At 69.7% G+C, this 25,074-nt stretch carries 23 protein-coding genes; 10 read left to right on the plus strand and 13 right to left on the minus strand.

The window, feature by feature from the left end:
• The first annotated feature begins 35 nt into the window (after positions 1-35).
• The gene (locus OP79_RS06910; protein ID WP_033319077.1) at positions 36-251 is read left to right on the plus strand and encodes a dodecin; all 216 of its coding nucleotides are present in this window, start codon (positions 36-38) and stop codon (positions 249-251) included.
• 50 nt (positions 252-301) lie between these two features.
• On the opposite strand, the gene OP79_RS06915 is transcribed toward OP79_RS06910, so the two are convergent.
• Positions 302-793, minus strand: a complete 492-nt coding sequence (locus OP79_RS06915) for a phosphatase domain-containing protein (RefSeq protein WP_033319078.1) — start codon at positions 791-793, stop codon at positions 302-304.
• Between the two features lie 593 nt (positions 794-1,386).
• Positions 1,387-3,792 carry a SpoIIE family protein phosphatase gene (locus OP79_RS06920; protein WP_051744455.1) on the minus strand — a complete coding sequence of 802 codons (2,406 nt, stop codon included), beginning with the start codon at positions 3,790-3,792 and terminating at the stop codon, positions 1,387-1,389.
• Between the two features lie 183 nt (positions 3,793-3,975).
• On the opposite strand from OP79_RS06920, the gene OP79_RS06925 reads away from it, so the two are divergent.
• Positions 3,976-4,983 (plus strand): LLM class flavin-dependent oxidoreductase, encoded by a 1,008-nt coding sequence (locus OP79_RS06925; protein ID WP_033319079.1) that lies wholly within the window; start codon positions 3,976-3,978, stop codon positions 4,981-4,983.
• Here the strand turns inward: OP79_RS06925 and OP79_RS06930 are convergent.
• The 5 genes from OP79_RS06930 to OP79_RS06950 form a co-directional block, all read right to left on the minus strand.
• The gene (locus tag OP79_RS06930; protein WP_051744468.1) at positions 4,980-5,759 is read right to left on the minus strand and encodes a lysophospholipid acyltransferase family protein; all 780 of its coding nucleotides are present in this window, start codon (positions 5,757-5,759) and stop codon (positions 4,980-4,982) included. The genes OP79_RS06925 and OP79_RS06930 overlap by 4 nt on opposite strands.
• 257 nt (positions 5,760-6,016) lie before the next feature.
• Entirely contained in the window at positions 6,017-6,787 is a 771-nt protein-coding gene (locus OP79_RS06935; protein WP_033319080.1) for a GNAT family N-acetyltransferase, read from the minus strand.
• Positions 6,788-7,042: 255 nt separating this feature from the next.
• Positions 7,043-7,792, minus strand: a complete 750-nt coding sequence (locus OP79_RS06940) for a succinate dehydrogenase/fumarate reductase iron-sulfur subunit (protein WP_033319081.1) — start codon at positions 7,790-7,792, stop codon at positions 7,043-7,045.
• Positions 7,789-9,741 (minus strand): fumarate reductase/succinate dehydrogenase flavoprotein subunit, encoded by a 1,953-nt coding sequence (locus OP79_RS06945; protein ID WP_033319082.1) that lies wholly within the window; start codon positions 9,739-9,741, stop codon positions 7,789-7,791. The genes OP79_RS06940 and OP79_RS06945 overlap by 4 nt, the downstream gene beginning before the upstream one ends.
• Position 9,742: 1 nt before the next feature.
• Positions 9,743-10,450 carry a succinate dehydrogenase gene (locus tag OP79_RS06950; protein ID WP_078491651.1) on the minus strand — a complete coding sequence of 236 codons (708 nt, stop codon included), beginning with the start codon at positions 10,448-10,450 and terminating at the stop codon, positions 9,743-9,745.
• Positions 10,451-10,533: 83 nt separating this feature from the next.
• Between OP79_RS06950 and OP79_RS06955 the strand changes: the two genes are divergently transcribed.
• Positions 10,534-11,427 (plus strand): LysR family transcriptional regulator, encoded by an 894-nt coding sequence (locus OP79_RS06955; RefSeq protein WP_033319084.1) that lies wholly within the window; start codon positions 10,534-10,536, stop codon positions 11,425-11,427.
• A gap of 251 nt (positions 11,428-11,678) precedes the next feature.
• On the opposite strand, the gene OP79_RS06960 is transcribed toward OP79_RS06955, so the two are convergent.
• From OP79_RS06960 to OP79_RS06970, 3 genes are all read right to left on the minus strand, one after another.
• On the minus strand, positions 11,679-13,817 hold the full coding sequence (locus tag OP79_RS06960; protein ID WP_033319085.1) for a putative bifunctional diguanylate cyclase/phosphodiesterase: 2,139 nt from the start codon (positions 13,815-13,817) through the stop codon (positions 11,679-11,681).
• Complete coding sequence (locus OP79_RS06965; RefSeq protein ID WP_033319086.1) at positions 13,814-14,626, minus strand: SAM-dependent methyltransferase; 813 nt, start codon at positions 14,624-14,626, stop codon at positions 13,814-13,816. Before OP79_RS06965 ends, OP79_RS06960 begins: the two co-directional genes overlap by 4 nt.
• Positions 14,627-14,959: 333 nt before the next feature.
• A complete protein-coding gene (locus OP79_RS06970) occupies positions 14,960-15,949 on the minus strand; it encodes an SCO0930 family lipoprotein (RefSeq protein WP_033319087.1) in 990 nt (329 codons plus the stop codon).
• Between the two features lie 341 nt (positions 15,950-16,290).
• Between OP79_RS06970 and OP79_RS06975 the strand changes: the two genes are divergently transcribed.
• A complete protein-coding gene (locus OP79_RS06975; RefSeq protein ID WP_033319088.1) occupies positions 16,291-16,809 on the plus strand; it encodes a hypothetical protein in 519 nt (172 codons plus the stop codon).
• Positions 16,810-16,880: 71 nt separating this feature from the next.
• Here OP79_RS06975 and OP79_RS06980 read toward each other — a convergent pair whose 3' ends face one another.
• A complete protein-coding gene (locus tag OP79_RS06980) occupies positions 16,881-17,375 on the minus strand; it encodes a hypothetical protein (protein WP_033319089.1) in 495 nt (164 codons plus the stop codon).
• A gap of 332 nt (positions 17,376-17,707) precedes the next feature.
• Here OP79_RS06980 and OP79_RS06985 point away from each other — a divergent pair, with 332 nt between their 5' ends.
• A complete protein-coding gene (locus OP79_RS06985) occupies positions 17,708-18,370 on the plus strand; it encodes a class F sortase (RefSeq protein ID WP_033319090.1) in 663 nt (220 codons plus the stop codon).
• Positions 18,371-18,463: 93 nt separating this feature from the next.
• Here OP79_RS06985 and OP79_RS06990 read toward each other — a convergent pair whose 3' ends face one another.
• Positions 18,464-19,312 carry a polysaccharide deacetylase family protein gene (locus tag OP79_RS06990; RefSeq protein WP_033319091.1) on the minus strand — a complete coding sequence of 283 codons (849 nt, stop codon included), beginning with the start codon at positions 19,310-19,312 and terminating at the stop codon, positions 18,464-18,466.
• Between the two features lie 193 nt (positions 19,313-19,505).
• Here OP79_RS06990 and OP79_RS06995 point away from each other — a divergent pair, with 193 nt between their 5' ends.
• Together OP79_RS06995 and OP79_RS07000 are read left to right on the plus strand one after the other, a co-directional pair.
• A complete protein-coding gene (locus OP79_RS06995) occupies positions 19,506-19,979 on the plus strand; it encodes a universal stress protein (protein ID WP_033319092.1) in 474 nt (157 codons plus the stop codon).
• An 88-nt stretch (positions 19,980-20,067) separates the two neighbouring features.
• Positions 20,068-21,522 (plus strand): amino acid permease, encoded by a 1,455-nt coding sequence (locus tag OP79_RS07000; protein ID WP_051744456.1) that lies wholly within the window; start codon positions 20,068-20,070, stop codon positions 21,520-21,522.
• An 8-nt stretch (positions 21,523-21,530) separates the two neighbouring features.
• Here the strand turns inward: OP79_RS07000 and OP79_RS07005 are convergent, their stop codons facing one another.
• A complete protein-coding gene (locus OP79_RS07005) occupies positions 21,531-22,625 on the minus strand; it encodes a CapA family protein (RefSeq protein ID WP_051744457.1) in 1,095 nt (364 codons plus the stop codon).
• Positions 22,626-22,961: 336 nt separating this feature from the next.
• Here OP79_RS07005 and OP79_RS07010 point away from each other — a divergent pair, with 336 nt between their 5' ends.
• The 3 genes from OP79_RS07010 to OP79_RS07020 all read left to right on the plus strand — a co-directional run bounded on the left by OP79_RS07010 (position 22,962) and on the right by OP79_RS07020 (position 25,022).
• On the plus strand, positions 22,962-23,507 hold the full coding sequence (locus tag OP79_RS07010; RefSeq protein WP_033319094.1) for a sigma-70 family RNA polymerase sigma factor: 546 nt from the start codon (positions 22,962-22,964) through the stop codon (positions 23,505-23,507).
• Positions 23,508-23,642: 135 nt separating this feature from the next.
• Complete coding sequence (locus tag OP79_RS07015) at positions 23,643-24,158, plus strand: hypothetical protein (protein WP_033319095.1); 516 nt, start codon at positions 23,643-23,645, stop codon at positions 24,156-24,158.
• 219 nt (positions 24,159-24,377) lie between these two features.
• Complete coding sequence (locus OP79_RS07020; RefSeq protein WP_033319096.1) at positions 24,378-25,022, plus strand: zf-HC2 domain-containing protein; 645 nt, start codon at positions 24,378-24,380, stop codon at positions 25,020-25,022.
• Positions 25,023-25,074 lie beyond the last annotated feature (52 nt).

A 25,074-nucleotide genomic window follows, 5' to 3' on the forward strand; every position in this document is an offset into this window, starting at 1 on the left:
GTGGCACACCCGCCACCACGGAGAGGAGCACCCGCATGACCAACCACACGTACCGGGTCACCGAGATCGTCGGCACTTCACCCGACGGCATCGACCAGGCGATCCGCAACGGGATCAGCCGGGCGTCACAGACGCTGCGCAACCTGGACTGGTTCGAGGTCACGGAGGTCCGCGGTCAGATCGAGAACGGGCAGATCGAGCACTACCAGGTCGGTCTGAAGGTGGGCTTCCGGCTGGAGGAGGGAGAGTGACCTGGGAGTGACCGCTCCCGGTCCCGCCCTCCTTCAGCAGCCGAACCGGCTCAGGTGCGTCCCTCTCGCTCCTGCGCCACTTTCAGCACCGCGGACTGGGTAGCCCAGCGCGCCCGTACGACCGTGAAGCCGGCCCGCTCGGCGTCCTCGCACACCAACTCGTCGTCGTCCACGAGCACCCGGACCTCGCGGTTCCGGGCGAGCCCGCGGAGGATCTCCAGCTTGGTGCGCCGGGCGGGCCTGCGGTCGTTGTCGCGCCGCATCCAGATACGGCCCTCGGGCAGTCCGTGCGCGGCGAGCCACTCCGCCGTGTCCGCCCGGCACCGCTCGGGCCGCCCGGTGAGGTAGACGACCTCACACTCCTCGGCGTGCTCCAGCACCAACGCCACGCCCTCGGTCAGCGGCGGATCGTGCGGCGCCGCCGCGAAGAAGGCGTCCCAGTCGCGTGGCCTGCGCTCCAGAAACCGCTGCCGGTGCGCGGTGTCGGCGAGCGTGTTGTCGAGGTCGAACACGGCGAGTGGTTTGCGGTTGTTGTCTGTCACGCGGGGTGCCTCCGGCGGTTGGGCGGCTGGGTTCGTTTTCGGGTGCGGGTTGAGTGTGGCTGGTCGCGCCGTTCCCCGCAGGGTGCCTCCGGCGGTTGGGCGGGTGCGGGTGCGTTGTGGTTGCTCGCGCCGTTCCCCGCGCCCCTGGGTGGTCGGTGGGTCGGGGTCGTGGGCCGGTACGTCAGCCCGTCGCCAACAGGGCATACGGCCCTGGCCTGGTACACGGTCCTGGTCCTCCGAGACCGAACCTACGCGACGGGCATAGGACGCACCGGCCCACGCCCCCTCCCGCCGGAGGGAAACTGCGGGTCGTCGGGGATGCGGGCTCCCCCCGGGGCGAGCTTCCCCGGGGCGGGTCCCCCGGGGCAGGCTCGCCCGGGGCGCGGACTTGCTCGGGGCGCGGGCAGGCGCAGGCTTTTGCTTTTAGGGGCGCGGGGCTGTGACATATGCGGCTCCGCCGCGGGGCGCGACCAGCCACGACGCACCCGCAGCCGCGACACGACCTGTCACCCCACCCCCTGGCGGGGGGCCTTGGGCGCAGCCCCAGTTTCGGGAAGGGGCGGGCCTGGGGAAAGGAACCCCTGGTAGTCCCCTCAAACCTCAGGGGTCACACTCAGCTCGGCCCAGATGATCTTGCCGAACGGGGTCTGGCGCGTACCCCAGCTTTCGGTGAGCTGTGCAACAAGAAGGAGACCCCGGCCACCCTCGTCGAAGACGCGGGCGCGGCGCAGATGGGGTGCGGTGTTGCTGCCGTCGGAGACCTCGCAGATGAGGACCGCGTCCCGGATCAGGCGGAGCCGTATGGGGTCACCGCCGTAGCGGATGGCGTTGGTGACGAGTTCGCTGACCACCAGTTCCGTGGTGAACACGGCCTCTTCCAGTCCCCAGGCGGCGAGTTGAGCGGACGCGAACTTGCGGGCCTCGGCGACGATCTGCGGGTTGTTCGGCAGGTCCCAGGTCGCCACTCGGGTGGTGTCGAGGACACGGGTCCTGGCCAGCAGGATGGCGACGTCGTCCACGGGACGGCCGGGCAGCAGCTCGTCCAGCAGGTCGTCGCACAACTTCTCCAGGGAGCGGACGGGTTGCCCGAGCACCCGGCCCATGAGGGCCAGGCCCGTATCGATGTTCCGGTCCCTCGCCTCGATCAGTCCGTCGGTGTAGAGAGCGAGCAGGCTGCCTTCCGCAAGCTCGAACTCCGAGATCTCGAAGGGCAGTCCACCAAGACCGAGCGGCGGGCCGACGGGCAGGTCCGGAAAGGCGACCGTGCCGTCGGGCGTCACCACGGCGGGCAGCACATGCCCCGCGCTGGCGAGCGAGCAGCTCCGGGAGACCGGGTCGTACACCGCGTACAGGCAGGTGGCGCTCAACTCCGTGACCGGCCGGGCCCCGGCGACGGAGCCGGGTGCGCCGGGCTCCTCACGGGCCAGCCGGATCACCACGTCGTCGAGCTGCGTGAGCAACTCGTCCGGCCGCAGGTCGACATCGGCCAGCGTACGCACCGCGGTCCGCAACTGCGCCATGGTGGCCGAGGCCCGCAGCCCGTGACCGACCACGTCGCCCACCACGAGCGCCACCCTGGCACCGGACAGGGGGATCACGTCGAACCAGTCGCCGCCCACCCCCGCGCGCGTGCCGGCCGGCAGATAGCGGGTGGCCACGTCCACGGCGGACTGCACCGGCGTGCCGCGCTGCAGCAGGCTGCGCTGGAGGGTCACCGCGGTGGCCCGCTCACGGGAGTAGCGGCGGGCGTTGTCGATGCTCAGGGCCGCCCTGGTCGCGATCTCCCGCGCCAGCAGCAGATCCTCGTCGTCGAAGGGCTCGGTGATGCGGTGGCGATGGAACTGGGCCAGCCCGAGCGTCACACCCCGGGCCTGCAGCGGAACGACCAGCAGGGCATGCATCCCGTGGGTGATGACGCTGCGCGCACGGTCCGCATCCGCGGTCAGCCACGCCGGGAGGCTCGCGCTGTCGAGCCGGTGCTGGGAGGGACGGCTGACGGCGAGGGCTTTGGCCTGTGGTGAGTCGGCGGCGTAGACGTGCCGCTGTCCGATCTCGACGGTGGCTTCCGGGCAGCCCTCCAGTACGGACGCCTGGGCGCACCGGCGGAAGACCAGCGGGCCCGCGCCCGGCGTGAGGTCCGTCTCGGCGTTCTGGAAGAGGTCGTCGAGCAGATCGACGAGGACGAAGTCGGCGAACCCCTCGATGCCGATCTCGGCGAGTTCCTGGGCGGTGCGCGTGACGTCGAGGGTGGTTCCGATGCTGAGGCTCGCCGCGTTCACCACGGACATCCGTCGCCGCGCCCAGTACTGCTCGGTGGTGTCGTACACGGCGGCGGCGACGCCCCGGGCGCGGCCCTGCGGGTCCTTGAGCGGGAACAGCAGGGAGGACCAGGAGCGCTCGCGTCTCGTCCCCAGGGTCCGCACATAGGCCTGATGGCGGACGACGTCTCCGGTTCGCATGGCCTCTTCGGCCAGACGGGGGAGCTCCTCGAGGCCGTCGACGACCTCCCCGGTGGTCCGCTCGGCGAGGCCGCGGCCCCGAAGCTGATCCTCTGTCGCTCCCGACATGGCGGTGAAGGCTTCATTGGTGCGTACGATCCTGCCGTCGTCGTCGCACACGACCACGGCGATGGGCAGCTGCTCGATCGCCCAGCGGTTCAGGGTCTCGGGGGCGGGCTCGTCCGCCGCGGTGGCCGCGACGATCCACAGCGGGTCGTCGTCGGCGCCGGTCAGCGGGCGGAGGTGGACGAGCAGCTCGAGGCGCCGCCCCTCGCGGGTGCGAACCACGGCGCCACCGCTCCACGCCGTACGGGAGGCGCAGGCGCCGCGGACCGCGTACGGAAGCTCGGCGGCCAGCAGTTCCCGGGCGTCACGGCCCACGGCGTCCGCCGAGTCGTGACCGAGCATCCGCCGGGCATCCTCGCTCCAGGCCAAGATCCGCCCGCCGCCGTCCACGACGGCGGTCGCTTCCCACCCCGAGCCGAATACGTCTGGGTCCATGGACACGTCTCTCGCCCGCCACGGGAACACCCCGGGGCCATGCCCTCAGCATGGCCCCATGGGAGGGCGTACTCAACGGGACTGTCTGTTCTCCTCGGGCTCGCGGGGACAGGTACGCGGCTCGCGGGACGCCCGCACGCCCCATGCCGGGAATCCTGACGCGCCGCGGGCGTTGAAGTTCATGTGAATCCAGTGATCGCGGCGACCCGTTTCTCCGTCCTCGACCGCTCGCGCACCCGGGAGGGGCACGACGGCCCCGAGGCGCTGCGTGACACCGTGCGGCTGGCCCAAGAGCTCGAGCGGCTCGGCTACCACCGGATATGGGTCTCGGAACACCACGGCGTGCCCGGAGTCGCCGGTTCCGCGCCGACCGTGCTTGCCGCCGCGGTCGCCGCCGCGACGCGCACGATCCGGGTCGGCACGGGCGGGGTGATGCTGCCCAATCACCAACCCCTGGTCGTGGCCGAGCAGTTCGGCGTCCTCGAGTCCCTGTTTCCGGGACGTATCGACATGGGTCTGGGCCGCTCCGTGGGCTTCACCGACGGTGTACGCAAGGCGCTGGGCCGGGACAAGGACGTCGCCGACGATTTCGCGGGGCAGCTCGACGAGTTGCTGGGCTGGTTCCGCGGCACCTCTCCGACGGGTGTGCACGCGCGTCCGGCCGAAGGTCTGACCGTGCCGCCGTTCGTGCTGGCCATGGGCGAGGGCGCCACCATCGCCGCCCGGGCGGGCCTGCCGATGGTCATCGGCGACCTCCGCGGCCGCGAGAAGATGCGGCGCGGCATCGATCACTACCGCGCGACCTTCCGGCCCTCCGCCTGGGCGAGCGAGCCGTACGTCGTCATCTCCGGCACGATCGCGGTCGCGGACAGCCCCGAGGAGGCCCGCCGTCTGCTGCTCCCGGAGGCCTGGTCGATGGCGCACTCCCGCACCCGCGGCACCTTTCCGCCGCTGCCGCCCGCCGAGCGCGTGGAGACGCTGAGGATGAGCGACAAGGAGCGCGGTTTCTACGAGTCCGGGCTCAGGGGACACATCGCCGGCACCGAGGAACAGGTCGCCCACGAACTGGAGACGGTGCTCAAGGAGACCGACGCGGACGAGGTCCTGGTCACGACCAGTACGTACGACCGCGGCGCCCTCCTGGACTCGTACGAGAGGCTGGCCCGGATCGCGGGACTGGGCGCCACTTAGGCAGCGACAGGCCTGTGATCTTCCTCCGAGTTCGCGCAGGTCCGGTGGGTGGCGGCCGTCTCGGCGGCGCGGGCCAGGGTCCGCCGGTCGGGTGCGCTGCCCGGCGCCAGCACCGGCTGTACGCGTACCTCGGCCACGAGGCCGCGCGCCGACACGACCCGCCACACCGAGGCGAGCAGCGAGTCGCTCCCGACGAACGCGGGTGCCGTGGTCGCCGCTCCCCCGTCGAGCCGGTAGTGCAGGCGTACCGGCTGGACGGGTACGGCGGCGTCCAGTGCGGCCTGGAAGACGGCCCTGCGGAACTGCCCCTGGGCCCGGCCGCACCAGGTGCTCCCTTCTGGGAAGACCACGACCGCGGCGCCGTCGCGCAGAGTGTCCGCGATCCGCGCGACCGTCGTCGGCAGCGCGCGCAGCCGGTCCCGCTCGATGAACAGCGCCCCGCCGCGCGCGGTCAGCGCGCCCGCCACGGGCCACTGCCGGATCTCGGCCTTGGCGAGCATCCGCCCGGGACGGACGGCCGCGAGCAGCGGAATGTCCAGCCAGGAGATGTGGTTGGCGACCAGCAGCAGACCGCCGGTGGGCGGGGCGGCTCCGGTGGCCTGTACGCGTACGCCCACCGCGCGCACGATCGTCCGGCACCAGAACCGGATGGCACGGTCGCGCCGCACACCCGCGAGCCGTCCGACGACCGGGATCAGCACGATCCCGACGAGGAGCACGGCCACGACCACGGTCAGCCGCAGCACGGCCCTCGGTACGGCGGCCAGGGACCCCATGGACTCCACGCAGGCCCCCGGGGTGCACGGGGCGCTGGGCAGCCAGGCACTGACCGGGGCGGCGCCCGAAGGCGTCACAGCGGGACGGTCCGCGACCTGCGTCCCGGCACGGCGTACGCGGGGCCGGAGTACCGCCCGGCGGCCCGGGAGCGCGGCCGTGCCCGCGCCCGGGCTCACGAGGGCCGCGATACCGCGCCGCGGACGGAGCAGCACGCCGATGCGGAACGCGCCCGTCACATTCATGCGGAAGGCGTTCATCAGGCCGGCACGAGCGACAGGAAGTGCCGCAGGTAGCGGGAGTTGACGCGGTGCATCGGCAACAGCACGTACAGGTCGGCCACGCCGAAGTCGGGGTCGTGGGCGGGTTCCGCGCAGACCCAGGCGCCGAGGCGGAGGTAGCCGCGCAGGAGCGCGGGGAGTTCGGTGCGGGCCGGGCGCTGGATGCCCTCCGGGTTCCAGGGCAGCAGCGGGCGTACGCGGTACTCCTCGGGCGCCAGGTACTTCTCCTGTACGCGGTCCCAGGTGCCCGCGGCGAGCGTGCCGCCGTCGGCCAGCGGGATGGAGCAGCAGCCCGCGAGCCACTCGTGGCCGCCCTCGACCATGTAGCGCGCGATACCGGCCCAGATGAGACCGATGACGGCGCCGTCCCGGTGGTCGGGGTGGACACAGGAACGGCCGACCTCGACGAGCCCGGAGCGGATCCCGGCGAGCGGCCCGAGGTCGAACTCACTCTCCGAGTACAGCCGTCCGGCGACCGCGGCGCGCTCCGGCGGCAGCAGCCGGTAGGTGCCGACGACCTGCCCGCTCACCGTGTCGCGGACGAGCAGGTGGTCGCAGTAGGCGTCGAAGGCGTCGATGTCGAGGCCCGGCTGCGGGGAGGACAGCAGAGCGCCCATCTCCCCGGCGAAGACGTCGTGGCGCAGCCGCTGCGCGGCCCGCACATCCGCCTCGTCGCGGGCCAGGGTGACGGTGTAGCGGGTGGGTGTGGTCGCCTGCGGTGGGCTGTCGAGCGTGGTTACGCCGGTCATGGCTGGCTCTCTCCTGGGGACGTTGGCCGGTGTGCGGCGGGAGGTGAGCGGAGCGGAAGGTGAGCAGGCCGGTTGGGTACGGCGTGCTCGCTCCTGTTCTCCCGACGCCGGCTGACCGGCGCGTAACCTACGCGGAGAGGTGGGATGTGGGCTTGTTGAATGCCCGGGTGCGGCAACCCTGACAAAGCTTGGCGGGGCCGGAGAGCACCACTCCCGGCCCCGCCCGTCCGCACCTTGACGGCGAACGACGTACGGCTAACGCTTGCCCGACTTGCGGGTCGCGCGCAGCCACTCCTTGTTCATGCCGGTGATGGAGACCAGCGGAATGCCCTTCGGGCAGGCCGTTGCGCACTCGCCGGTGAGCGTGCAGCCTCCGAAGCCCTCCTCGTCCATCTGCGCCACCATGTCGAGCACGCGGGTCTCGCGCTCAGGGGCGCCCTGCGGCAGGACGTTCAGATGGTTGACCTTGGCCGAAGTGAACAGCATCGCGGCCCCGTTGGGGCAGGCCGCCACACAGGCCCCGCAGCCGATGCACTCGGCGTGCTCGAACGCGAAGTCCGCGTCCGGCTTCGGTACGGGCGTGGCATGGGCCTCGGGCGCGGCGCCGGTCGGCGCGGTGATGTAGCCGCCGGCCTGGATGATCCGGTCGAAGGCCGACCGGTCGACCACCAGGTCTTTCACCACCGGGAAGGCGGAGGCCCGCCACGGCTCGATGTCGATCGTGTCGCCGTCCTTGAAGGACCGCATGTGCAACTGACAGGTGGTCGTACGCTCCGGACCGTGCGCGTCGCCGTTGATGACGAGCGAGCAGGCGCCGCAGATGCCCTCACGGCAGTCGTGGTCGAAGGCGACGGGGTCCTCGCCGCCCAGGATGAGCTCCTCGTTGAGGGTGTCGAGCATCTCCAGGAAGGACATGTCGGGCGAGATGTCGTCCACTTCGTACGTGGACATCGCTCCGTCGGCGTCGGCGTTCTGCTGCCGCCAGACGCGCAGGGTGAGCTTCATGCGTAGCTCCGCTGAGTGGGGTGGACGTACTCGAAGACGAGGTCTTCCTTGTGGAGAACCGGCGCATCGCCGGTGGCGGTGAACTCCCAGGCCGCCGCGTACGAGAACTCCTCGTCCCGGCGCTCCGCCTCACCGTCCGGGGTCTGGGACTCCTCCCGGAAGTGACCGCCGCAGGACTCGCCGCGGTGCAGCGCGTCGAGGCACATCAGCTCGGCGAGTTCCAGGTAGTCGACGACGCGGTTCGCCTTCTCCAGCGACTGGTTGAACTCCTCGCCGGTGCCGGGGACCTTGATGCGCCGCCAGAACTCCTCACGGATCTGCGGGATACGCTCCAGTGCCTTGCGCAGCCCCGTCTCCGTACGCGCCATTCCGCAGAACTCCCACATCAGTTCGCCGAGTTCACGGTGGAAGGAGTCGGGGGTGCGGTCACCGTCGACGGCGAGGAGCAGGCTGAGGCGGTCCTCGGTCTCGGCCAGCACCTCCTGGACGACGGGGTGTTCGGCCGTGACCTTCTCGTGGTGCGGATTGCGGGCGAGGTAGTCGTTGATTGTCGAGGGCAGTACGAAGTAGCCGTCGGCCAGCCCCTGCATCAGCGCCGAGGCGCCGAGCCGGTTCGCCCCGTGGTCCGAGAAGTTGGCCTCGCCGATCGCGAACAGGCCGGGGATGGTGGTCTGGAGGTCGTAGTCGACCCACAGTCCGCCCATCGTGTAGTGGACGGCGGGATAGATCCGCATCGGCACCTCGTACGGATCCTCGTCGGTGATCCGCTGGTACATGTCGAAGAGGTTGCCGTACTTTGCCTCGACCGCCTTGCGGCCCATGCGCCTGATGGCGTCCGCGAAGTCCAGGTAGACGCCCTGGCCGCCGGGGCCCACTCCCCTGCCCTCGTCGCAGACGTTCTTGGCGGCCCGGGATGCGATGTCGCGGGGCACGAGGTTACCGAAGGACGGGTAGATGCGCTCCAGGTAGTAGTCGCGCTCGTCCTCGGGGATCTCGTTCGCGGGCCGCTGGTCGCCCTTCGCCTTCGGGACCCAGATCCGGCCGTCGTTGCGCAGCGACTCGCTCATCAGCGTGAGCTTCGACTGGTGTTCGCCGGTGCGCGGAATGCACGTCGGGTGGATCTGCGTGAAGCAGGGGTTCGCGAAGTACGCGCCGCGCCGGTGCGCCCGCCAGATCGCGGTGGCGTTGGAGTTCATGGCGTTCGTCGACAGGTAGAAGACGTTGCCGTAGCCGCCGCTCGCCAGGACGACGGCGTCCGCGAAGTACGTGTCGATACGGCCCGTGATCAGATCGCGGGCCACGATCCCGCGCGCCCGGCCGTCGACCACGATCAGGTCGAGCATCTCGGTGCGCGCATGCATCTCGATATTGCCCGCGGCGATCTGCCGCGACAGCGCCTGATACGCGCCGAGCAGCAGCTGCTGGCCCGTCTGCCCGCGGGCGTAGAAGGTGCGGGAGACCTGTACGCCGCCGAAGGACCGGGTGTCGAGGAGGCCGCCGTACTCGCGGGCGAAGGGCACGCCCTGGGCCACGCACTGGTCGATGATCTCCACCGAGATCTGCGCCAGGCGATGGACGTTGGACTCACGGGCCCTGAAGTCGCCGCCCTTGACGGTGTCGTAGAACAGCCGGTGGATCGAGTCGCCGTCGTTGCGGTAGTTCTTGGCGGCGTTGATGCCGCCCTGCGCGGCGATCGAGTGGGCGCGACGCGGCGAGTCCTGGTAGCAGAATTGCACGACGTGGTAGCCCTGTTCGGCCAGCGTGGCCCCTGCGGAGCCGCCGGCGAGCCCGGTGCCGACGACGATCACCGTGTGCTTGCGGCGGTTGGCGGGGTTGACCAGCTTGGCCTCGAAACGGCGGGTGTCCCAGCGCTCGTTGACGGGTCCGGACGGGGCCTTGGTGTCGGCGACCGGCGCACCGGTCGCGTAGTCGGCGTACTCAGCGGTCATGTCAGCTCACCACTCCGGTCATCACGGCCACGGGTACGGAGACGAAGCCCACCGTCAGCACCAGCGCGAGCACGTTGGCGATGGTCTTGAAGGCACGGTCGCGGGTACGGCTGCCGACCCCGAGGGTCTGCGCCGCGCTCCAGAAGCCGTGCCTGATGTGCAAGCCGAGCGCGAGCACCGCGACGATGTAGACGACGTTGCCGTACCAGGTGGAGAAGGTGTCGATCACGTTCTGGTACGGGTGCCCGGCCTCGAAGCCGCCCGGGTGCACGGTGCCGGTCGTCAGGTCGAGGATGTGCCAGACGATGAACAGGCCGAGGATGATCCCGCCCCAGCGCATCGTCCGTGTCGCGTAACTGGCCCGCGGCTTCTTGTGCACGTACTTGGTGGGCCGCGCCTTGATGTCGCGGCGGCTCAGCTGGTACGCGGAGACGGCGTGCGCGACGACAGCGGCGACCAGGACGACGCGAATGATCCACAGCGCCCACTCGTAGTGCAGGAAGGGTTCGCCGAGGGTACGCAGGGCGTGCGCGTACTCGTTGAACTCGTCGGATCCGAAGAAAATCTTCAGGTTGCCCAGCATATGGACGACCAGGTACGCCAGCATGATCAGACCGCTCACGGCCATGACCGTCTTCTTGCCGACGGAGGAGTCCCACATCGTGCGGGTCATGGACGGTTTTCGGTCCGTCCGCGTTAGCAGAGCCATGGGACGCACGCTAGGGCCAGAGGCCCCGATCGGTCCAAGACATGGTATGGCTGGTTTCGATAGCCAAGGCCTATGGTGGTGGAATGCAGTTCCAGCAGCTCCAGTACTTCGTGGCCGTCGCCGAGACCCGGCACTTCACCCGGGCCGCGGACCTCGTCCATGTCGCGCAACCCTCCCTCTCCCAGCAGATCAAGGCGCTGGAACGGGAGTTGGGGGCGGATCTGTTCCTGCGCGCACGCGGCAACATCACACTCACGGACGCGGGCGAGGCGCTGCTGCCGCTGGCCCGTCGCATCCTGGCCGACGCGGAAACGGCTCGGCACGAGGTCGGGGAACTGGTTCAGCTGCGCAGCGGGCGGGTCCGTCTCGGTGCGACCCCGAGCGTGTGCACGGGGCTGCTGCCCGATGTGCTGCGCGCCTTCCACGACCGGTACCCCGGCATCCGGCTGCTGATCGAGGAGGGAGGTTCGCACGATCTCGTACGGGAGCTCGCTCGCGGTGCGCTCGATCTCGCCCTCGTGGTGCTGCCGCTGCCTTCGCCGTCACCCGCGCTGACCACGGTCGAGGTGCTGCGAGAGGACCTGGTGGTGGTGTCGTCTCCGGACGCACCCGCGCCGGGGCGGGGTCGTACGGTCCGGATTGGCGACCTGGAGGGTGAGCGGCTGGTCATGTTCCGGCACGGGTACGACCTGCGGGAACTGACCGTCGCCGCGTGTCGCTCCGCTGGGTTCGAGCCGGACTTCGCGGTGGAGGGTGGGGAGATGGACGCGGTGCTGGGGTTTGTGCGGGCGGGGCTCGGGGTGGCTGTGGTGCCGCGGATGGTGGCTACTCGGGCGGGGCGGGGTCTGCGGGTGACTCCGCTGGCGCGGCCGGGGCTGCACCGGACGATCGCGCTGGCGCACCGGAGCGATGTGGCTCCGCCACGGGCTGCACGGGAGCTCCAGCGGATGCTGCTCTCGACGACGTCCGGCTCGTGAGGCCGGGGGGTCTCGCCCCCGCCGCCCCCTACCCATTCCCGTCACTTTCTCGGGGGCTCCGCCCCCGAACCCCCGCTCCTCAAACTCCCCCAGCTACCGCTGGGGGACCCCCAAGGGGCTCAATTTCAGCCCGTCCGGCGTTTGAGGACGAGGCCGTTCAGGCCGATACGGGGGTCTGGGGGCGCAGCCCTCAAGGAACGGGAATGGGTAGGGGCGGCGGGGGCGGAACAACCCGACCCCCCACCCGGCGGTCAGCCCGTCGCGTCCACCAATGCCAGTTCGTGCAAGCGGTCCGGCGGACCAGGGCGGGCGTAGTACCAGCCCTGGGCCGTGTCGCAGCCCAGGATCTTCAGTTGTTCTGCCTGGGCGCCCGTTTCCACGCCCTCTACCGTGACCGTGAGGTCGAGGCTGTGGGCGAGGGAGACGATGCCGTCGACGATCTTCAGGTCGACCGGGTCCGCCGGGAACTGCTGCATGCTCCGGGTGAAGGAACGGTCGAGTTTGAGGATGCTGACCGGGAGGCGGCGCAGGTTGGCGAGGTTGGAGTAGCCGGTGCCGAAGTCGTCGAGGGCGATGTCCACGCCCATCTCGGCCAGGCGGCGCAGCGGCTTGAGGAGGTCGTCGTCGGCGCCGATCAGGGCGGACTCGGTGACTTCCAGGCAGAGGGAGTTCGGTTCGAGGCCGGCGCGCTCCAGGATGTCGACCGTGTCCGCAACCAGGCCGGGGTGGGTCAGCTGGCAGGGCGAGAGGTTCACGTTGATACGGAACGGGCCCGCCTGTTCGCCGTGACGTTCCTGCCAGTCGCGGGCCTGGCGGACCGACTGCTCCAGCACCCAGCGGCCGAGCGGGACGATGAGGCCGGTGTGCTCGGCGAGCGGGATGAACCGGTCAGGACCGAGCACGCCGTGCTGGGGGTGCAGCCAGCGGACGAGGGCCTCGGCGCCTCGTACGCTGTCGTCGCCGAGGTGCACGAGCGGCTGGTACTCGATGAAGAACTCGCCGCGGTCCAGGGCCGCGGGCAGTGCCGTGGTGAGTCCGTGGCGGGTGATGGCGCGGGCGTCGGCCTCGGGGTCGGCGAGTTCGTAGCGGTTGCCGCCCGCCGACTTGGCGCGGTACATCGTGATGTCGGCGCTGCGCAGCACCTCCGCAGGGCCGCGTTCGCCGGCCGGGCCCTCGACGATGCCGATACTGCCGCGGACGGTCAGTTCCCGGCCGTCGATACGGACCGGGGTGACGAGGGCGTTCATGATGCGGTCGGCGAGCGCGTCGACCTCGGTCTCGGTGTCGGGCCCGGTGGTCAGCGCCACGAACTCGTCGCCGCCGAGCCGGGCGACCATCTCGCCGGGCGCGGTCGCGCAGGACTGCAGCCGGTCGGCGACCTCGACGAGCAGCCGGTCACCGGCGGCGTGCCCGAGGCTGTCGTTGATGGTCTTGAAGCCGTCGATGTCGAGATAGCAGAGCCCGAAACGCATGCCCTCGCCCGCGGACAGCGCCTTCTCGAGCCGCTCGAAGAACAGCGTGCGGTTGGGCAGTCCGGTGAGGGCGTCATGGGTCGCCTCGTACCGCAGCCGCAGATTGAGCAGCCGACGTTCGGTGGTGTCCTCCATGAGGGCGAGCTGGTACTGGGGCCGGCCGTCGGCGTCACGCAGCAGGGACACCGTCAGATTGGTCCACAGAACCGTTCCGTCAGGGCGGTAGAAGGCCTTCTCCACGTGGTAGTGCTCACGCTCGCCGCGCACCAACTCCTCGTACAGACGCCAGACTTGAGGAGCGTCGTCGGGGTGCGTCCAGTCGACCACCTTACGGCCGCGCACCGATTCCTCGGTGCCGCCGAACATCCGCAGCAGGGCCTTGTTCACCTGCAGGACGTTGCCGTCGAGGTCCGCGATGCCGATTCCGATGGCCGCGCCCTCGAACACCGCTCGAAGCCGCGCCTCGGTCGCGTGCAGCGCCTGAGCGACCACCCCCTGGGCCTGGAGGGCCGCTCGCGCGATGGCTTCCTGTTCGGCCAGCGTCCGCTCCCGCAGCGCCTCGGCGAACCCGGCGGCCATGGCGTGCTGCAACCGCGCCGAGCGGCTGCGCAGGTCCTCCTGGGGTCCGTCCCCGCCGCAGTAGAGCACCAGGTAGGCGTCCACGCAGTCGAGTGCGCGGCTGAGCGCCTCCGGTTCGGTGCAGTGGGCGTCGATCAGTGCGGCGCCGACCGCCCGGCCCTCGGCCGCGTCGAACGTCCTGGCCCGCAGGGCCTCGCTCAACCGCCGGGCGAGCGGCAGCAGTTCCCGCTCGAGCTCGGGGCGGGTCAGCGATGTCGCCGTGTGCGGGAAGACCGCCCGGCTCCAGATCGTCGCGAATCTGCGGAGTCTGTCTTCCGGCCCGTCCGGCTCCGCGGTCACGCCGTGCGCCCCACGCCGGCGAACCCGGAATAGGCATACGGATCCTCGTCCTCGAGTGCCGTGTCGGGCCGCCATTCCGGCATCGGCACCAGTCCGGGTTCCACCATGTCGTACCCCTCGAAGAACCGCGCGATCTCGTCGCGCGAGCGCATGATCAGCGGATTGCGAATGTCCTTGTAGACGTCGACGGCACCTTCGGCCCGCTCTGGGGGAAGCGGGATGCCCTCATAGGAAGCGTGCGTGACGACGAGCAGGCTGCCCGGCGCGAGCGCGTCGCGCAGCTGGGCCACCGCCTCGTACGGGTCGTCCTCGTCCTCCACGAAGTGAAGTATGGCAACGAGGAGAAGCGCTACTGGCCGATTCTGGTCGATCAGGCGCTCAAACTGAGAACTCGCCAGGATCTCCTGGGGCTTGCGCAGATCGGCGGCGACTACGTCCGCGTCCTCCTTGCCCTCCAGGACGGCCTCGCTGTGGGCGACGGCGACCGGGTCGTTGTCGACGTACAGAACGCGCGCTCCGGGACTGACGCTCTGGGCGACCTCGTGGACGTTGCCGAAGGTGGGGATGCCTGAGCCGATGTCCAGGAACTGGGTGATGCCCTCGTCCGCCGCGAAACGGACGGCCCGGCGCAGGAAGGCCCGGTTCGCCTGCATGATCTTCGGAAGGCCCGGCATGAACTCCATCGCCTTGCGGGCTGCTTCCCGGTCGACGTCGAAGTTGTGCGATCCGCCCAGGTAGTAGTCGTAGATGCGGCTCACGCTGGGCACCGAGATGTCGATGCCACGTGGGGCCCAGGCGGGACGCTCCATCTATCTCTCCAAGGCGTAGGCGATCCGGTGTTCGAGCTGAGGCTACTGATCGCCTGCCAACGGGGCGAGCAGAAACGGAAATTGACCATCCGTTCCCGGTCACTGCCGGAGGCACATGCGCAATTGACGTCGTACGAAATCGCCCCGAAGCCCTGAGAGCGGTGAAAAACGGCCAACCCCCTCCGTGCGGTGCGGAGGGGGTGGACCGGGGGTTGTGCGGCTCGGCCCCTTATCTGGGGCGCGTCAGTTGTCTGCCTCCTGTCGATTCCTCCCTTCCGTTCCTTGAGTGCTGCGTGGTCTGTCGCGTGCGTGGTCTGTCGCGTGCGGTGATGCCTACTTCTTGATCGCGCTGCCGTCGGGGGCCATGGCGTACCAAGTGCCGCCCACGCCCTGGCCGTTGATGTCGCCGGGCTTCTTGTCGCCCGCGAAGGTGTACATCGGCCAGCAGTCGATGCTCTGCTGCTTGAGTCCGTCCGGACGGTTCAGGACGACGTAGCCGCGGCGGCCCTCGACCTTGTTCTCGATGCCCTTGGTGTCGGCGGCGTCGACCGGGTCGACAGTCGGCCACTTCTCCAGGCACTCACCGACGCAGTTCGACTTCATCGGCCACGGGACGTCCTTCTCGAAGCGGTAGACCGTCATACCGTTCTTGTCGACGACGACCTCGCCCAGCTCAGGGTCCTGTCGGGTCGAAAGGCCGGGCCTGTCGGCGGCCTCCGCCCCGGCGTCTTCACCGGCTCCGGCCTCTGCGGCGTCCGCCGCCGCCTTCTTGCCGTCGGGCGCCGATGCGTACCAAGTGCCTTGCACACCCTGGCCCTTGGTGTCACCGGCCTTCGTGTCCTTCGCGTACCGGTAGAGCGGCCAGCCGTCGAGGGTCAGCTGCTTCGTACCGTCGGCACGGGTGACCTCACCGAGCAGCGTCTTGTCCATGCCCGCCGCAGCGGTGGCGTCCGAGGCCGGGACCGGGGGCCAGGCCGTGGCGCAGTCGCCTTCGCAGTTCGTCTTCGGCGGTGAGGCGGTGTCCTTGTCGAAGCGGTAGAGCGTCATTCCGGCGCTGTCCGTGAGTACTTCGCCGAGAGCCTTGTTCTCCTTCACGGCGAGCTGGCCGGCGGTCTGCGCCTGCGCACCGGCGCCAGCCTGCTCCGCACCTGGAGTGGGTGTGCTCGTACCGGCCCCGTAGTCATTGCCCACCCCGTTGGCGGCGGGCGCCGCCCCCACGTTCTGGCTTCCCGTGGACTGTGGGGTGTCCGAGCCGCACGCAGTCGTCAGCGCCAGGGCCGCAGCGGCCGCTACGAGGGAGGCGCTCCGCCAGGAGGTCTTCATTTTGGGTAACTCCCCGCTAATCACTCAGATGTTGCGGCGCACCACTGCGCCGCGTATGGCCCTAGGTACGGGTGAGAGCGCCGGGAGCGTTCAAGCGGCTCGCAAAATTCTTTGAGCAACGCCTGTGAAACATGCGGCGTATGTGACTCGGCTGTGCCTCGGCATCCCCGAAATGGCTTGTTCTCGCCCCCTGGACGCGTCGCGAGGGCAGCCGCTGCCCCATTCGAACTCCTGCGATCGCGCCCGGTTCCGGACCTTTTTAGCGTTTCGACCATCGAGGTGCATGTACGACGCAAGCGGAAAAGGTCCGCGGCTGCTCCTCGGGACCAGGAGGATTCACCATGCGCGCGGTACACCTCGCTTCAGCCGCACTGCTGGGCGTCGGCGCCCTGACCCTGGCCGCTCCGGCGGCCTTCGCCGTGGATGGCGGCGACCGCGGGAACTCGTTCGGTTTCGATGTCTCCCCCACGACCGCCGCCGCGGGTGACCGCGTCACGCTGTCCGTCTGGGGCTGCGAGACCGAGGTCGAGGCGTCCTCGGGTGTCTTCGACCCGGTGGTGATCCCCAAGGAGCAGCACTCGGCCGAGGCCGTCGTCGGCTGGGCTGCCGAGCCCGGCGCCGGGGAACAGGTGACCTTCCAGTGCGGGGAGGAGTACGGCCACAAGGACCTCACCATCGAGGCCGGGCAGCAGCCGGGTCAGTCCCACGTGTACGCCCACAAGGGCGTCAACGCCGGTGTCGGCGGCACCTTCGCCGGCTTCGACCTGAGCGACATCGGCCTCGGCCTCGCCCTCGTTGCGGGCTCGGTCGGTGCGGCGTACCACTGGTCGAACCGCCGCACCGCCGACGAGCACAACTGACGACTTCCAGCCCTTCGCCCCGGACCGTGCGGTCCGGGGCGAAGGGCTGGAAGTCGTCAGGCCTTGCTTCGTCAGGCCCTGATCTCGGAGCGGCGGCGCATCCAGAACACCGCACTGCCGACGAACGCGAGGCCCATCAGTCCGCCACCGATCGCCATGTCGGTCGGCGTGGCACCGTTGGTGATGCTGCCGCCGAGACCGCCCTGGGTGCCACCAATGACGGTGAACGCGTTGTCCTTGGTGAGCGTCTTTCCGTCGCAGTCGACCGTGATGTGGTGGGCACCGGGCCTGGCGTTCCGGTGGATGGTCGCAACCCCCTTGGACGTGTCGCTGCTGTGGTGGATCGGCCTGAGTTCCGTCTTCGGGAACGCGTCCGACGTCATGTGGCCGCCCCTGGGGCACCCGTCGACTGTGACCGTCAATTGCCCGCCCGGGGCGACGGCGCTGGGTGTGGCGACGATGTTGCTCGGGTGGTCAAAGCCATCCCGGGCCGCGGCCGAGGGGGCAGCGAGACCGAGGGCGAGGACAGCTGTCGCAGAGACCGCCAGGGCACGAGTGATACGCATGTGATCCTCCGCGGAAGGCGCCCCGGGAACCGTCCCCGGGTCGATCGGCGAGAGAACGCCTCCCATACAGACCCTCAGATGCCGTGCGCGGGGCCGCATTTCGAGAATGCTCCGTCCTGGTGATTGGACACGCCGCGAGAATGGCACGTAATCGGATATTGCCGCAGGTCACGGACTGTCAGAAATTTCTTGAACGCGGCGACTCGGATGGCGCACGGCCTTCGGAACGGCCACCCGTTCGCGCGTCTCCCGTCGCCTGCCGAGAGCCTTGGACTTAGCTTTCTCGTACGCGCGAGTGACGTGGCGACGGCCACGTCGAGAGGGGTTTGCGAATGTCTGCGTCCGAGCTGGCCGAAGAGGAGGAGTGGCAGAGGAAGCGTGCTCCCTGGGGCGTGCTGGCGCTTGTTCTGCTGACCGGTCTCGCACTTATTCGCAATGGTTCGGGAGAGTTCGACGTGGGTCCTCCGCAGCCCGCGACTGCCGCGGCCGCGGAGAGCAGCGCGCCCGCGAAGGTCCGCCCGAGCGGACCGGCTCCGCTGCCGTTCTCCGAGGTCGACCGCATCAGCATCCCCGCGATCCAGGTCGACGCCCCCGTCATGCCGGTGGGGCTCGACATGGCGGGCTGGGTGGACGCGCCCCCGCCGGAGGACCCGAATCTCGCGGGCTGGTTCACCGGCGCGGTCTCGCCCGGCGAAAAGGGCACGGCCGTCGTGGTCGGGCATGTGGACAACAAGCAGGGCCCCGCCGTCTTCTACGGTCTCGGGTCCCTCCAAAAGGGGCAGCGCGTGGAGGTCATGCGCAAGGACGGGAAGCTCGCCGTATTCGAGATCTACGGCATCGAGGTGTTCGAGAAGAACAACTTCCCCGGCGACCGCGTCTACGGCGACACCGGAGTTCCCGAATTGCGCGTCATCACCTGCGGAGGCGGTTTCTCCCAGCAGAACGGCTACGACGGGAACGTCGTCGTTTTCTCCCGCCTGATCGAGGTTCGCTGAGCGTTCCCCGGCTGGGCGGGCGAAAGTCTCGTAAAGTCCCGTGGAATTCCGCCGGCCCTCGTTGAGCCGGCGGATTCTCGTCTTCTCGTCGGTCTACGTGAACTGTCGCCGGGGCACGGTGAGGTGATAACCCGAGTCCAGCAGTCGCGGCAGATAGTCGCGCAACGCGCGGACGCTCTGCGAACGGTCGCCGCCCGCGTCGTGCGCGAGGATCACAACACCCGGGGCCGCCCCCTTCATGACCCGGCGCTCGATGGAGCGGGCACCGGGTGACTGCCAGTCGAGGGTGTCGACGGTCCAGGCCAGCGGTTCCATGCCGAGCTCGGCGCCGAGCTCGAAGACGGCCCGGTTCCAGGCCCCGTACGGTGCGCGGAACCAGCCCGGCCATTCCCCGTACGCCTTCTCGATGATCTCGCTGGTGCGTTCCATCTCGGAGCGGATCGCGGACCGGGTCAGCCGGGTCAGCAGCGGGTGGGACCAGGTGTGGTTGCCGACGATGTGTCCCTCGTCGGCCATCTCCCGGAGCATGTCCTTATTCTCGACGACCATCGAGCCGCACACGAAGAACATCGCGCGGACGTCGTGGGCCTTGAGGGTGCGCAGGACGTGGGGGGTGTAGCGGGGGTCGGGGCCGTCATCGAAGGTCAGCACCATGCTGGGGCCGCGCCCCGCGATACGCAGGAACGGTTCGTGCCGTACGAGGGTCCGCCCCGGCGCGCTGGGCACGGGGCCGTGTCCGGCGATGGGCTGAAGCCGGTAGGCGGAGGCCCGCCGGGCGCGGCCCTGCGGGGCGCCGCCGGCGGGGTTCGCGGAGGGTCGGCCCGGTGGCTGGGCCGGATCGGCGGCGAGGAGGCGTGCCGTACCGGCCGCTCCCGCCGCTCCCAGGACGGCGGCGCCAATGAGCAACGCCCTGCGCCGGGAGAGCATTTGATCCTTTTTCATGATTAATGAGTCACCCGGCCTAGGCCCTGACACGCGCACCGACACCGGTCCGGCCGCACGAAAACACCCGTTGGGACCAGCTCGGCGCGACGCACAGGCGCAAACGGCAGTACGCCTCACGCACCGTCAGCGCGTGCACCCGGCCGGTTCCCCGCCCGCGGCAGGGTCTGCGCGTTCCGATAGCCTCGGCGCCGTGACGGAACAGCACTCACCAGGGCAATCACAGGGCTTCGAGCGGGGCACGGACGGGCCGAAGGTCATCGTGGCCGGTGTGGACGGCTCCGACTCCTCGCTGCGCGCCGTGGCCTACGCCGCCGGTCTCGCCCGGCGGCAGCGGGCACTGCTCGCCGTGGTGTACGTCCAGCCGGTGCTGGCGGCGGGCACCGCGGCCGGGGTTCCGGTCGCCGACACGACCGATGAGATCGCCCGAGGGCTCGTCCGGGACATGCACGAAGCGACCGAGCAGGTCAAGGACATATTCGAGGTCCGCTGGGAGTTCCACACCTTTCGCGGCGACGCGTACAACGGTCTGGTCACCGCGGCGGACCAACTCAAGGCGGACGCCGTCGTGGTGGGAGCGTCCGAGCAGGCGGGGCACCGCTTCATCGGCTCGGTGGCCGTACGCCTTGTGAAGGCCGGGCGATGGCCTGTGACGGTTGTGCCGTAACCGACGCGTAGCCCCTTCCGTCACGACTGCCACCGGGCCATCATGATCCCGCCAAAAGCCGGTTGCCGTCTGCGAAGAGGTGAGGCACATGGCCGGGCTCAGAATGGGCGAAGGGATTCTCCGCCGCAAACCCATCGAACGTATCGAGGAGACGGAAGCCGGCGAGGGCGCACGTCTCGATCGCTCGCTCGGCCTGTGGCAGCTGACCGCGATCGGGGTCGGCGGCATCATCGGCGCAGGCATCTTCACGCTCGCCGGCACGGTGGCGAACGGGACGGCAGGGCCCGCGGTCCTCGTGTCGTTCCTCATCGCGGGCGTCGCGAGTGCCGCGGCGGCGCTGTCGTACGCCGAGTTCGCGGGCCTCATCCCGAAGGCAGGCTCGGCCTACACGTACGGCTACGCGGTCCTCGGCGAGTTCGCGGGCTGGTTCATCGGCTGGGACCTGCTCCTCGAGTACACGGCGATCGTCGCGGTGGTCGCGATCGGAATCTCCGGGTACTTCAGCTTCCTGGTCGGTGAGATGGGTGCCGATCTGCCCAACTGGATGCTGGGCGCGCCGAGCACCGGTGACGGGCACAAGGTCGACCTGTTCGCGGCGGTGCTGTGCCTGCTCATCGCGTACCTGCTGAACCTGGGCATCAAGAACGCGGCCCGCTTCGAGATGGTCGTCGTCATCCTGAAGGTCGCGGTGGTGCTCCTGGTGATCGGCGTCGGCGTCTTCCACATCGACACGGCGAACTACAACCCGTTCTTCCCGTACGGGGTCGGCGGGGCGTTCACGGGCGCGGCGACCGTCTTCTTCGCGGTCTTCGGGTACGACGCCATGTCGACGGCCGCCGAGGAGTCGAAGGACGCCCAGCGCCACATGCCGAAGGCGATCATCTACTCCCTGGCCATCTCGATGGTGCTGTACGTGCTCGCCTGTCTTGTCCTGACGGGTATGCAGGACTACCCGGACATCGACAAGGAGAGCGGCTTCTCCACGGCGTTCCAGTCGGTGGGCCTGGGCGGCCTCGCGAACGTCATCGCGGTCGGCGCGATCATCGGCATTCTCACCGTGATGTTCACGTTCATGCTGGGTGTCACCCGCGTCTGGTTCTCGATGTCCCGCGACGGGCTGCTGCCCAAGTGGTTCGCGAAGACGCATCCGACGCGGCATGTGCCCACGCGCGTGACCTGGATCGCGGGCGTCGCCTCGGCCGTCATCGCCGGGTTCCTGCCGATCGGCGAGGCGGCCGAACTGACCAACATCGGGATCCTGCTGGCGTTCGTCGTCGTGTGCGTCGCGGTGATCGTGCTGCGCTACAAGCGGCCGGACCTGCCGCGCACCTTCCGTACGCCGTGGATGCCGTTCGTACCCGCGGTCGGCATCGTCTTCTCGATCTGGCTGATCACGTTCCTGCAGTGGCAGACGTGGGCCCGGTTCGCCGTGTGGTTCCTGCTCGGCCTCGTCTTCTACTTCGCGTACTCGTACCGGCGCTCGGAGCTGGCCAAGGCGGAAGCGGAGGCGAAATCGGAGACGACTGGGCCCACCTCCCCATGACGCGGGGACTACTTCCCCATGACGAGTCCGTCCTCGGCCGCGCCCCGGCTGAGGACGACCTGGCGGATCCGGTCGCGTACCGCGCTCTGGGCCGGCGCCTCGTTCAGGTTCACGACGCGGTGGGAGCCGGTGTCGAACCACTGCGGTACGAACTCGGCCTTCTCGACCTTCCACCGTCCGCCGGGTCCGGCGGGCGGGGCGAAGGTGAAGCGGCCGATGGTGCTCTCGTTGCCGCGGGGGTCGTGGGCGCCGCTGTGGTTGACCATCGCTCCGGCGATCTGGTCGCCCATGCCGTAGATGACCCAGGTGCCGTTGACCTTCTCGTACGCCTGCGGGACATGGGCGTGGGTGCCGAGGATCAGATCGACGGCGGGGCGGCCGTCCGTGCGGGCTTCGGTGAGCTGCCTGCTCAGCAGCAGTTGTTGCGCGTCGGGCGCGTCCTGCCATTCGGTGCCCCAGTGCAGGGAGAGGACCACGACGTCGGCGCCCGCCTTCCGGGCGGCGCGGGCGTCCGCGAGGATCTTGTCGCGGTCGATCAGGTTCACCGACCAGGGCCTGTCCTCGGGGAGCGGGATGCCGTTCGTGCCGTACGTGTACGCGAGGTGGGCGACCTTCGCGGGGCCCGCCCGCAGGAGGGTGGGCGTGCTCGCCTCGGCGGCGGTGCGGGCGGATCCGGCGTGCCGTACGCCCGCCCGGTCGAGTGCGTCGAGGGTCCGGTGGATGCCTGTGGCGCCGGCGTCGAGGGTGTGGTTCGAGGCGGTCGAGCAGGCGTCGTAGCCGGTGGCGGCGAGGCCCGCGGCCACCTCGGGCGGGGACTTGAAGAGGGGGTAGCCGGAGTAGTCGCCGTCCGCGCCGTACACCGTCTCCATATGGCAGATCGCCAGATCGGCCCGGGTCACGACGGGTTTGACGCCCGCGAGCATGGGCCGGAAGTCGTATCCGCTGCCGCCCGCGTCCGAGTTCGCCTGGCGGATGACCGAGCTGTGCGGCAGGACGTCGCCGGAGGCGACGAGCGTGAAGCGGGTGTCTCGGGCGTGCGGTGCGGGATCTCCGGTCCGTGTGGGCGGCTCCTGCGTCTGCTGGCAGCCGGGGGCCGCCGCCATGAGGAGCAGGACTGCCAGGGCCAGGGTCGTGGGTCGCCTGTGTGAAGTTTTCAAGTCCGCTCCGGTTTAGTCGTATTTGAGTATTAATAGCTACGAATCCACCCAGAGGCGACACAGGAGTCAAGGAGCCATACCGGCCAGGTAGCCCAGACGGGCCCCTCCGGCCCCTCCGGCCTGGCGAACGAGCCGTTCCGGCCAGTCGGAGACTGCCGGCGTCAGCCACCGGCCACCCCCGATCGACCGTTCATCGCACCGTTCGTCGACAGGTTCGACCGTCCGCCGACGATCCGCGCGCACGGCCTGTCCCGGCGGAGCGACCTGCGCTGACATACGGCCATGACGGCCGCCACGACCATCACGAGCAGGACGACCGCCGAGCACGAGCTGGCCGAGTTGCAGCGGGAGCACGGCGCACCGCTCTTCGCCCTGTTGCTGAGGCTCTCGGACGGAGACCGGCAGCGCGCCGAGGATCTGGTGCAGGAAACACTGGTACGCGCCTGGCAGCACCCCGAGGCGCTACGGGCCGACGACTTCGACTCCGTACGGCCCTGGCTGCTGACCGTCGGGCGGCGGCTCGCCATCGATGCGCGCAGGGCCCGTCAGGCGCGGCCCGCCGAGGTCGGGGACGCCGTACTGGAGAGTGCGCGGGTCTGCGCCGATCACGCGGAAAGGTCAGCGGCCACCCTCGATGTGCGCGAGGCTGTGAAGACACTCACTCCCGAGCACCGGGAAGTTCTGGTGCAGGTGTATTTCCGCGGTGCGAGTGTGGCGGAAGCCGCCGCGGAGCTCGGTATCCCGCCCGGTACGGTGAAGTCCCGCGCGTACTACGCGCTGCGGGCCCTGCGCCGGGTACTTCCGGGATACGCGGCCGACCTGCGGTGAAACCAATGGTCGAGTCAAACCTCCGTAAAGCGCCTTGCCGAGACCCTCTGTTGAGTAATCGGCTGTCCTCATCCGTGTTCCGGAATGGGGCCCGGGGTCGGGCGACGCGCATGCACCGGAGGAAGGCAGGAAGGGATGCTGCACAGAGGCCACGAGAGCACGGACGGCACCGGCGGCGGTGAACTCGTCGTACCCATGGCGTGGTTGTACGCCGAGTACATCGCCGATGAGCTGTTGCGTACCGGGGACCTGATGCCACCGACGTCATTCGAGTTCCGCGCCGGGCGCGATGCGCTGGCGCTGACCATCTTCCTGTCGGACACGAGCGGTGAGCTTTCCGGCATCCGCGTCGTCTCGCAGCTGGAGACCTGGCTTTCGCTGACGGCGTACGACCAGCCGTGGCAGGACTGGGTGCGTGAGCGGCTTGCGGGGCTGGCGGCCGAGGCGGTCGGATCGGGCGGTCCCGCACCGGACCTGGAGCTGGCGACGGCGGCCTGGCGCTGGCTGGAGGAGACCGAGCTCCTCGCACCGGACCTGGACGCGGTGCCGGGCGGCGGTCCGGTGCCCGGCGAGGACGACGGCCCGAAGGTGTGGACGCCGGCCTGGCGGCTGGGACTGCCGCTGGGGCATCTCGCGATCCACCTTTTCTGATCCGTGACCTCCGTGACCTTTCCGTTCTCCGAAGTTTTCTGATCCGCGACTTTTTTTGGTTCGCGACCAATCCGCAGGCGCTCCGGCTCCGAATCTCCTGGTTGGTTTCCGACGGGGCTTGAGTGATTCGGCGTTCTCCTGCGTACCGGTGGGCAAGCAGCTACTCCTGGCTCTCACCATCGTCACGAGTAGCTCTCACCATCGCCACGAGGATGAGGTATGAGGTCCCTGGAACGCCATCGCGACGTCGGCGCCTATGCGCTCGGCGTGTTGGACGCCGCGGATGCATTCCGCTTCGAGGACCACCTCATGGAGTGCCCTCAGTGCGCAATGCAGATACGCGAACTCGCCCCCACGACACGGTCCCTGCGGGCATATGCCGAGGCGACTCCGCGCACGATCAATCCCATGACCAGGCCCGGCCCGGCGCTCCTCGACCGGCTGCTGGAGGACGTGGGCAAGTCACGCCGGAAAGGGCGTACACGCTGGCTGTTCGCCGTCGCCGCCGCGGTGGTGATCGCGGTGGGCGGGCCCGCGGTCGCGGTGCTCGCCGGCGGATCCGACGCGGACGGACAACGGGTCGCCGCGACCGACCCCAGTACGGGTGTGTGGGCCGAGGTCACCGGCCATGACCGGGCCTGGGGCAGCGACGTGGATTTCATGGTCAAGGGCATCTCCGAGCCCCAGCCCTGCCAGTTCGTCGCCATCGGCAGCGACGGTTCGGAGGAGACCTTGATGAACTGGCAGGCGGGCGGCGGCACACCCAGTCCCATGCAGGCCTCCGCGTCGATGCACACCGACGAGATCGTCCGGTACGAAGTGCGCACGGACGACGAGACGCTGGTGAAGCTCAAGGCCCCCTGATCCCTAGGGCCACTCCTGGCCCCAAGGGCACTTCAGGAACTTGGACAGCTCT

This window comes from Streptomyces yerevanensis (genome assembly GCF_000716805.1).
GTDB lineage: Bacteria > Actinomycetota > Actinomycetes > Streptomycetales > Streptomycetaceae > Streptomyces > Streptomyces flaveus.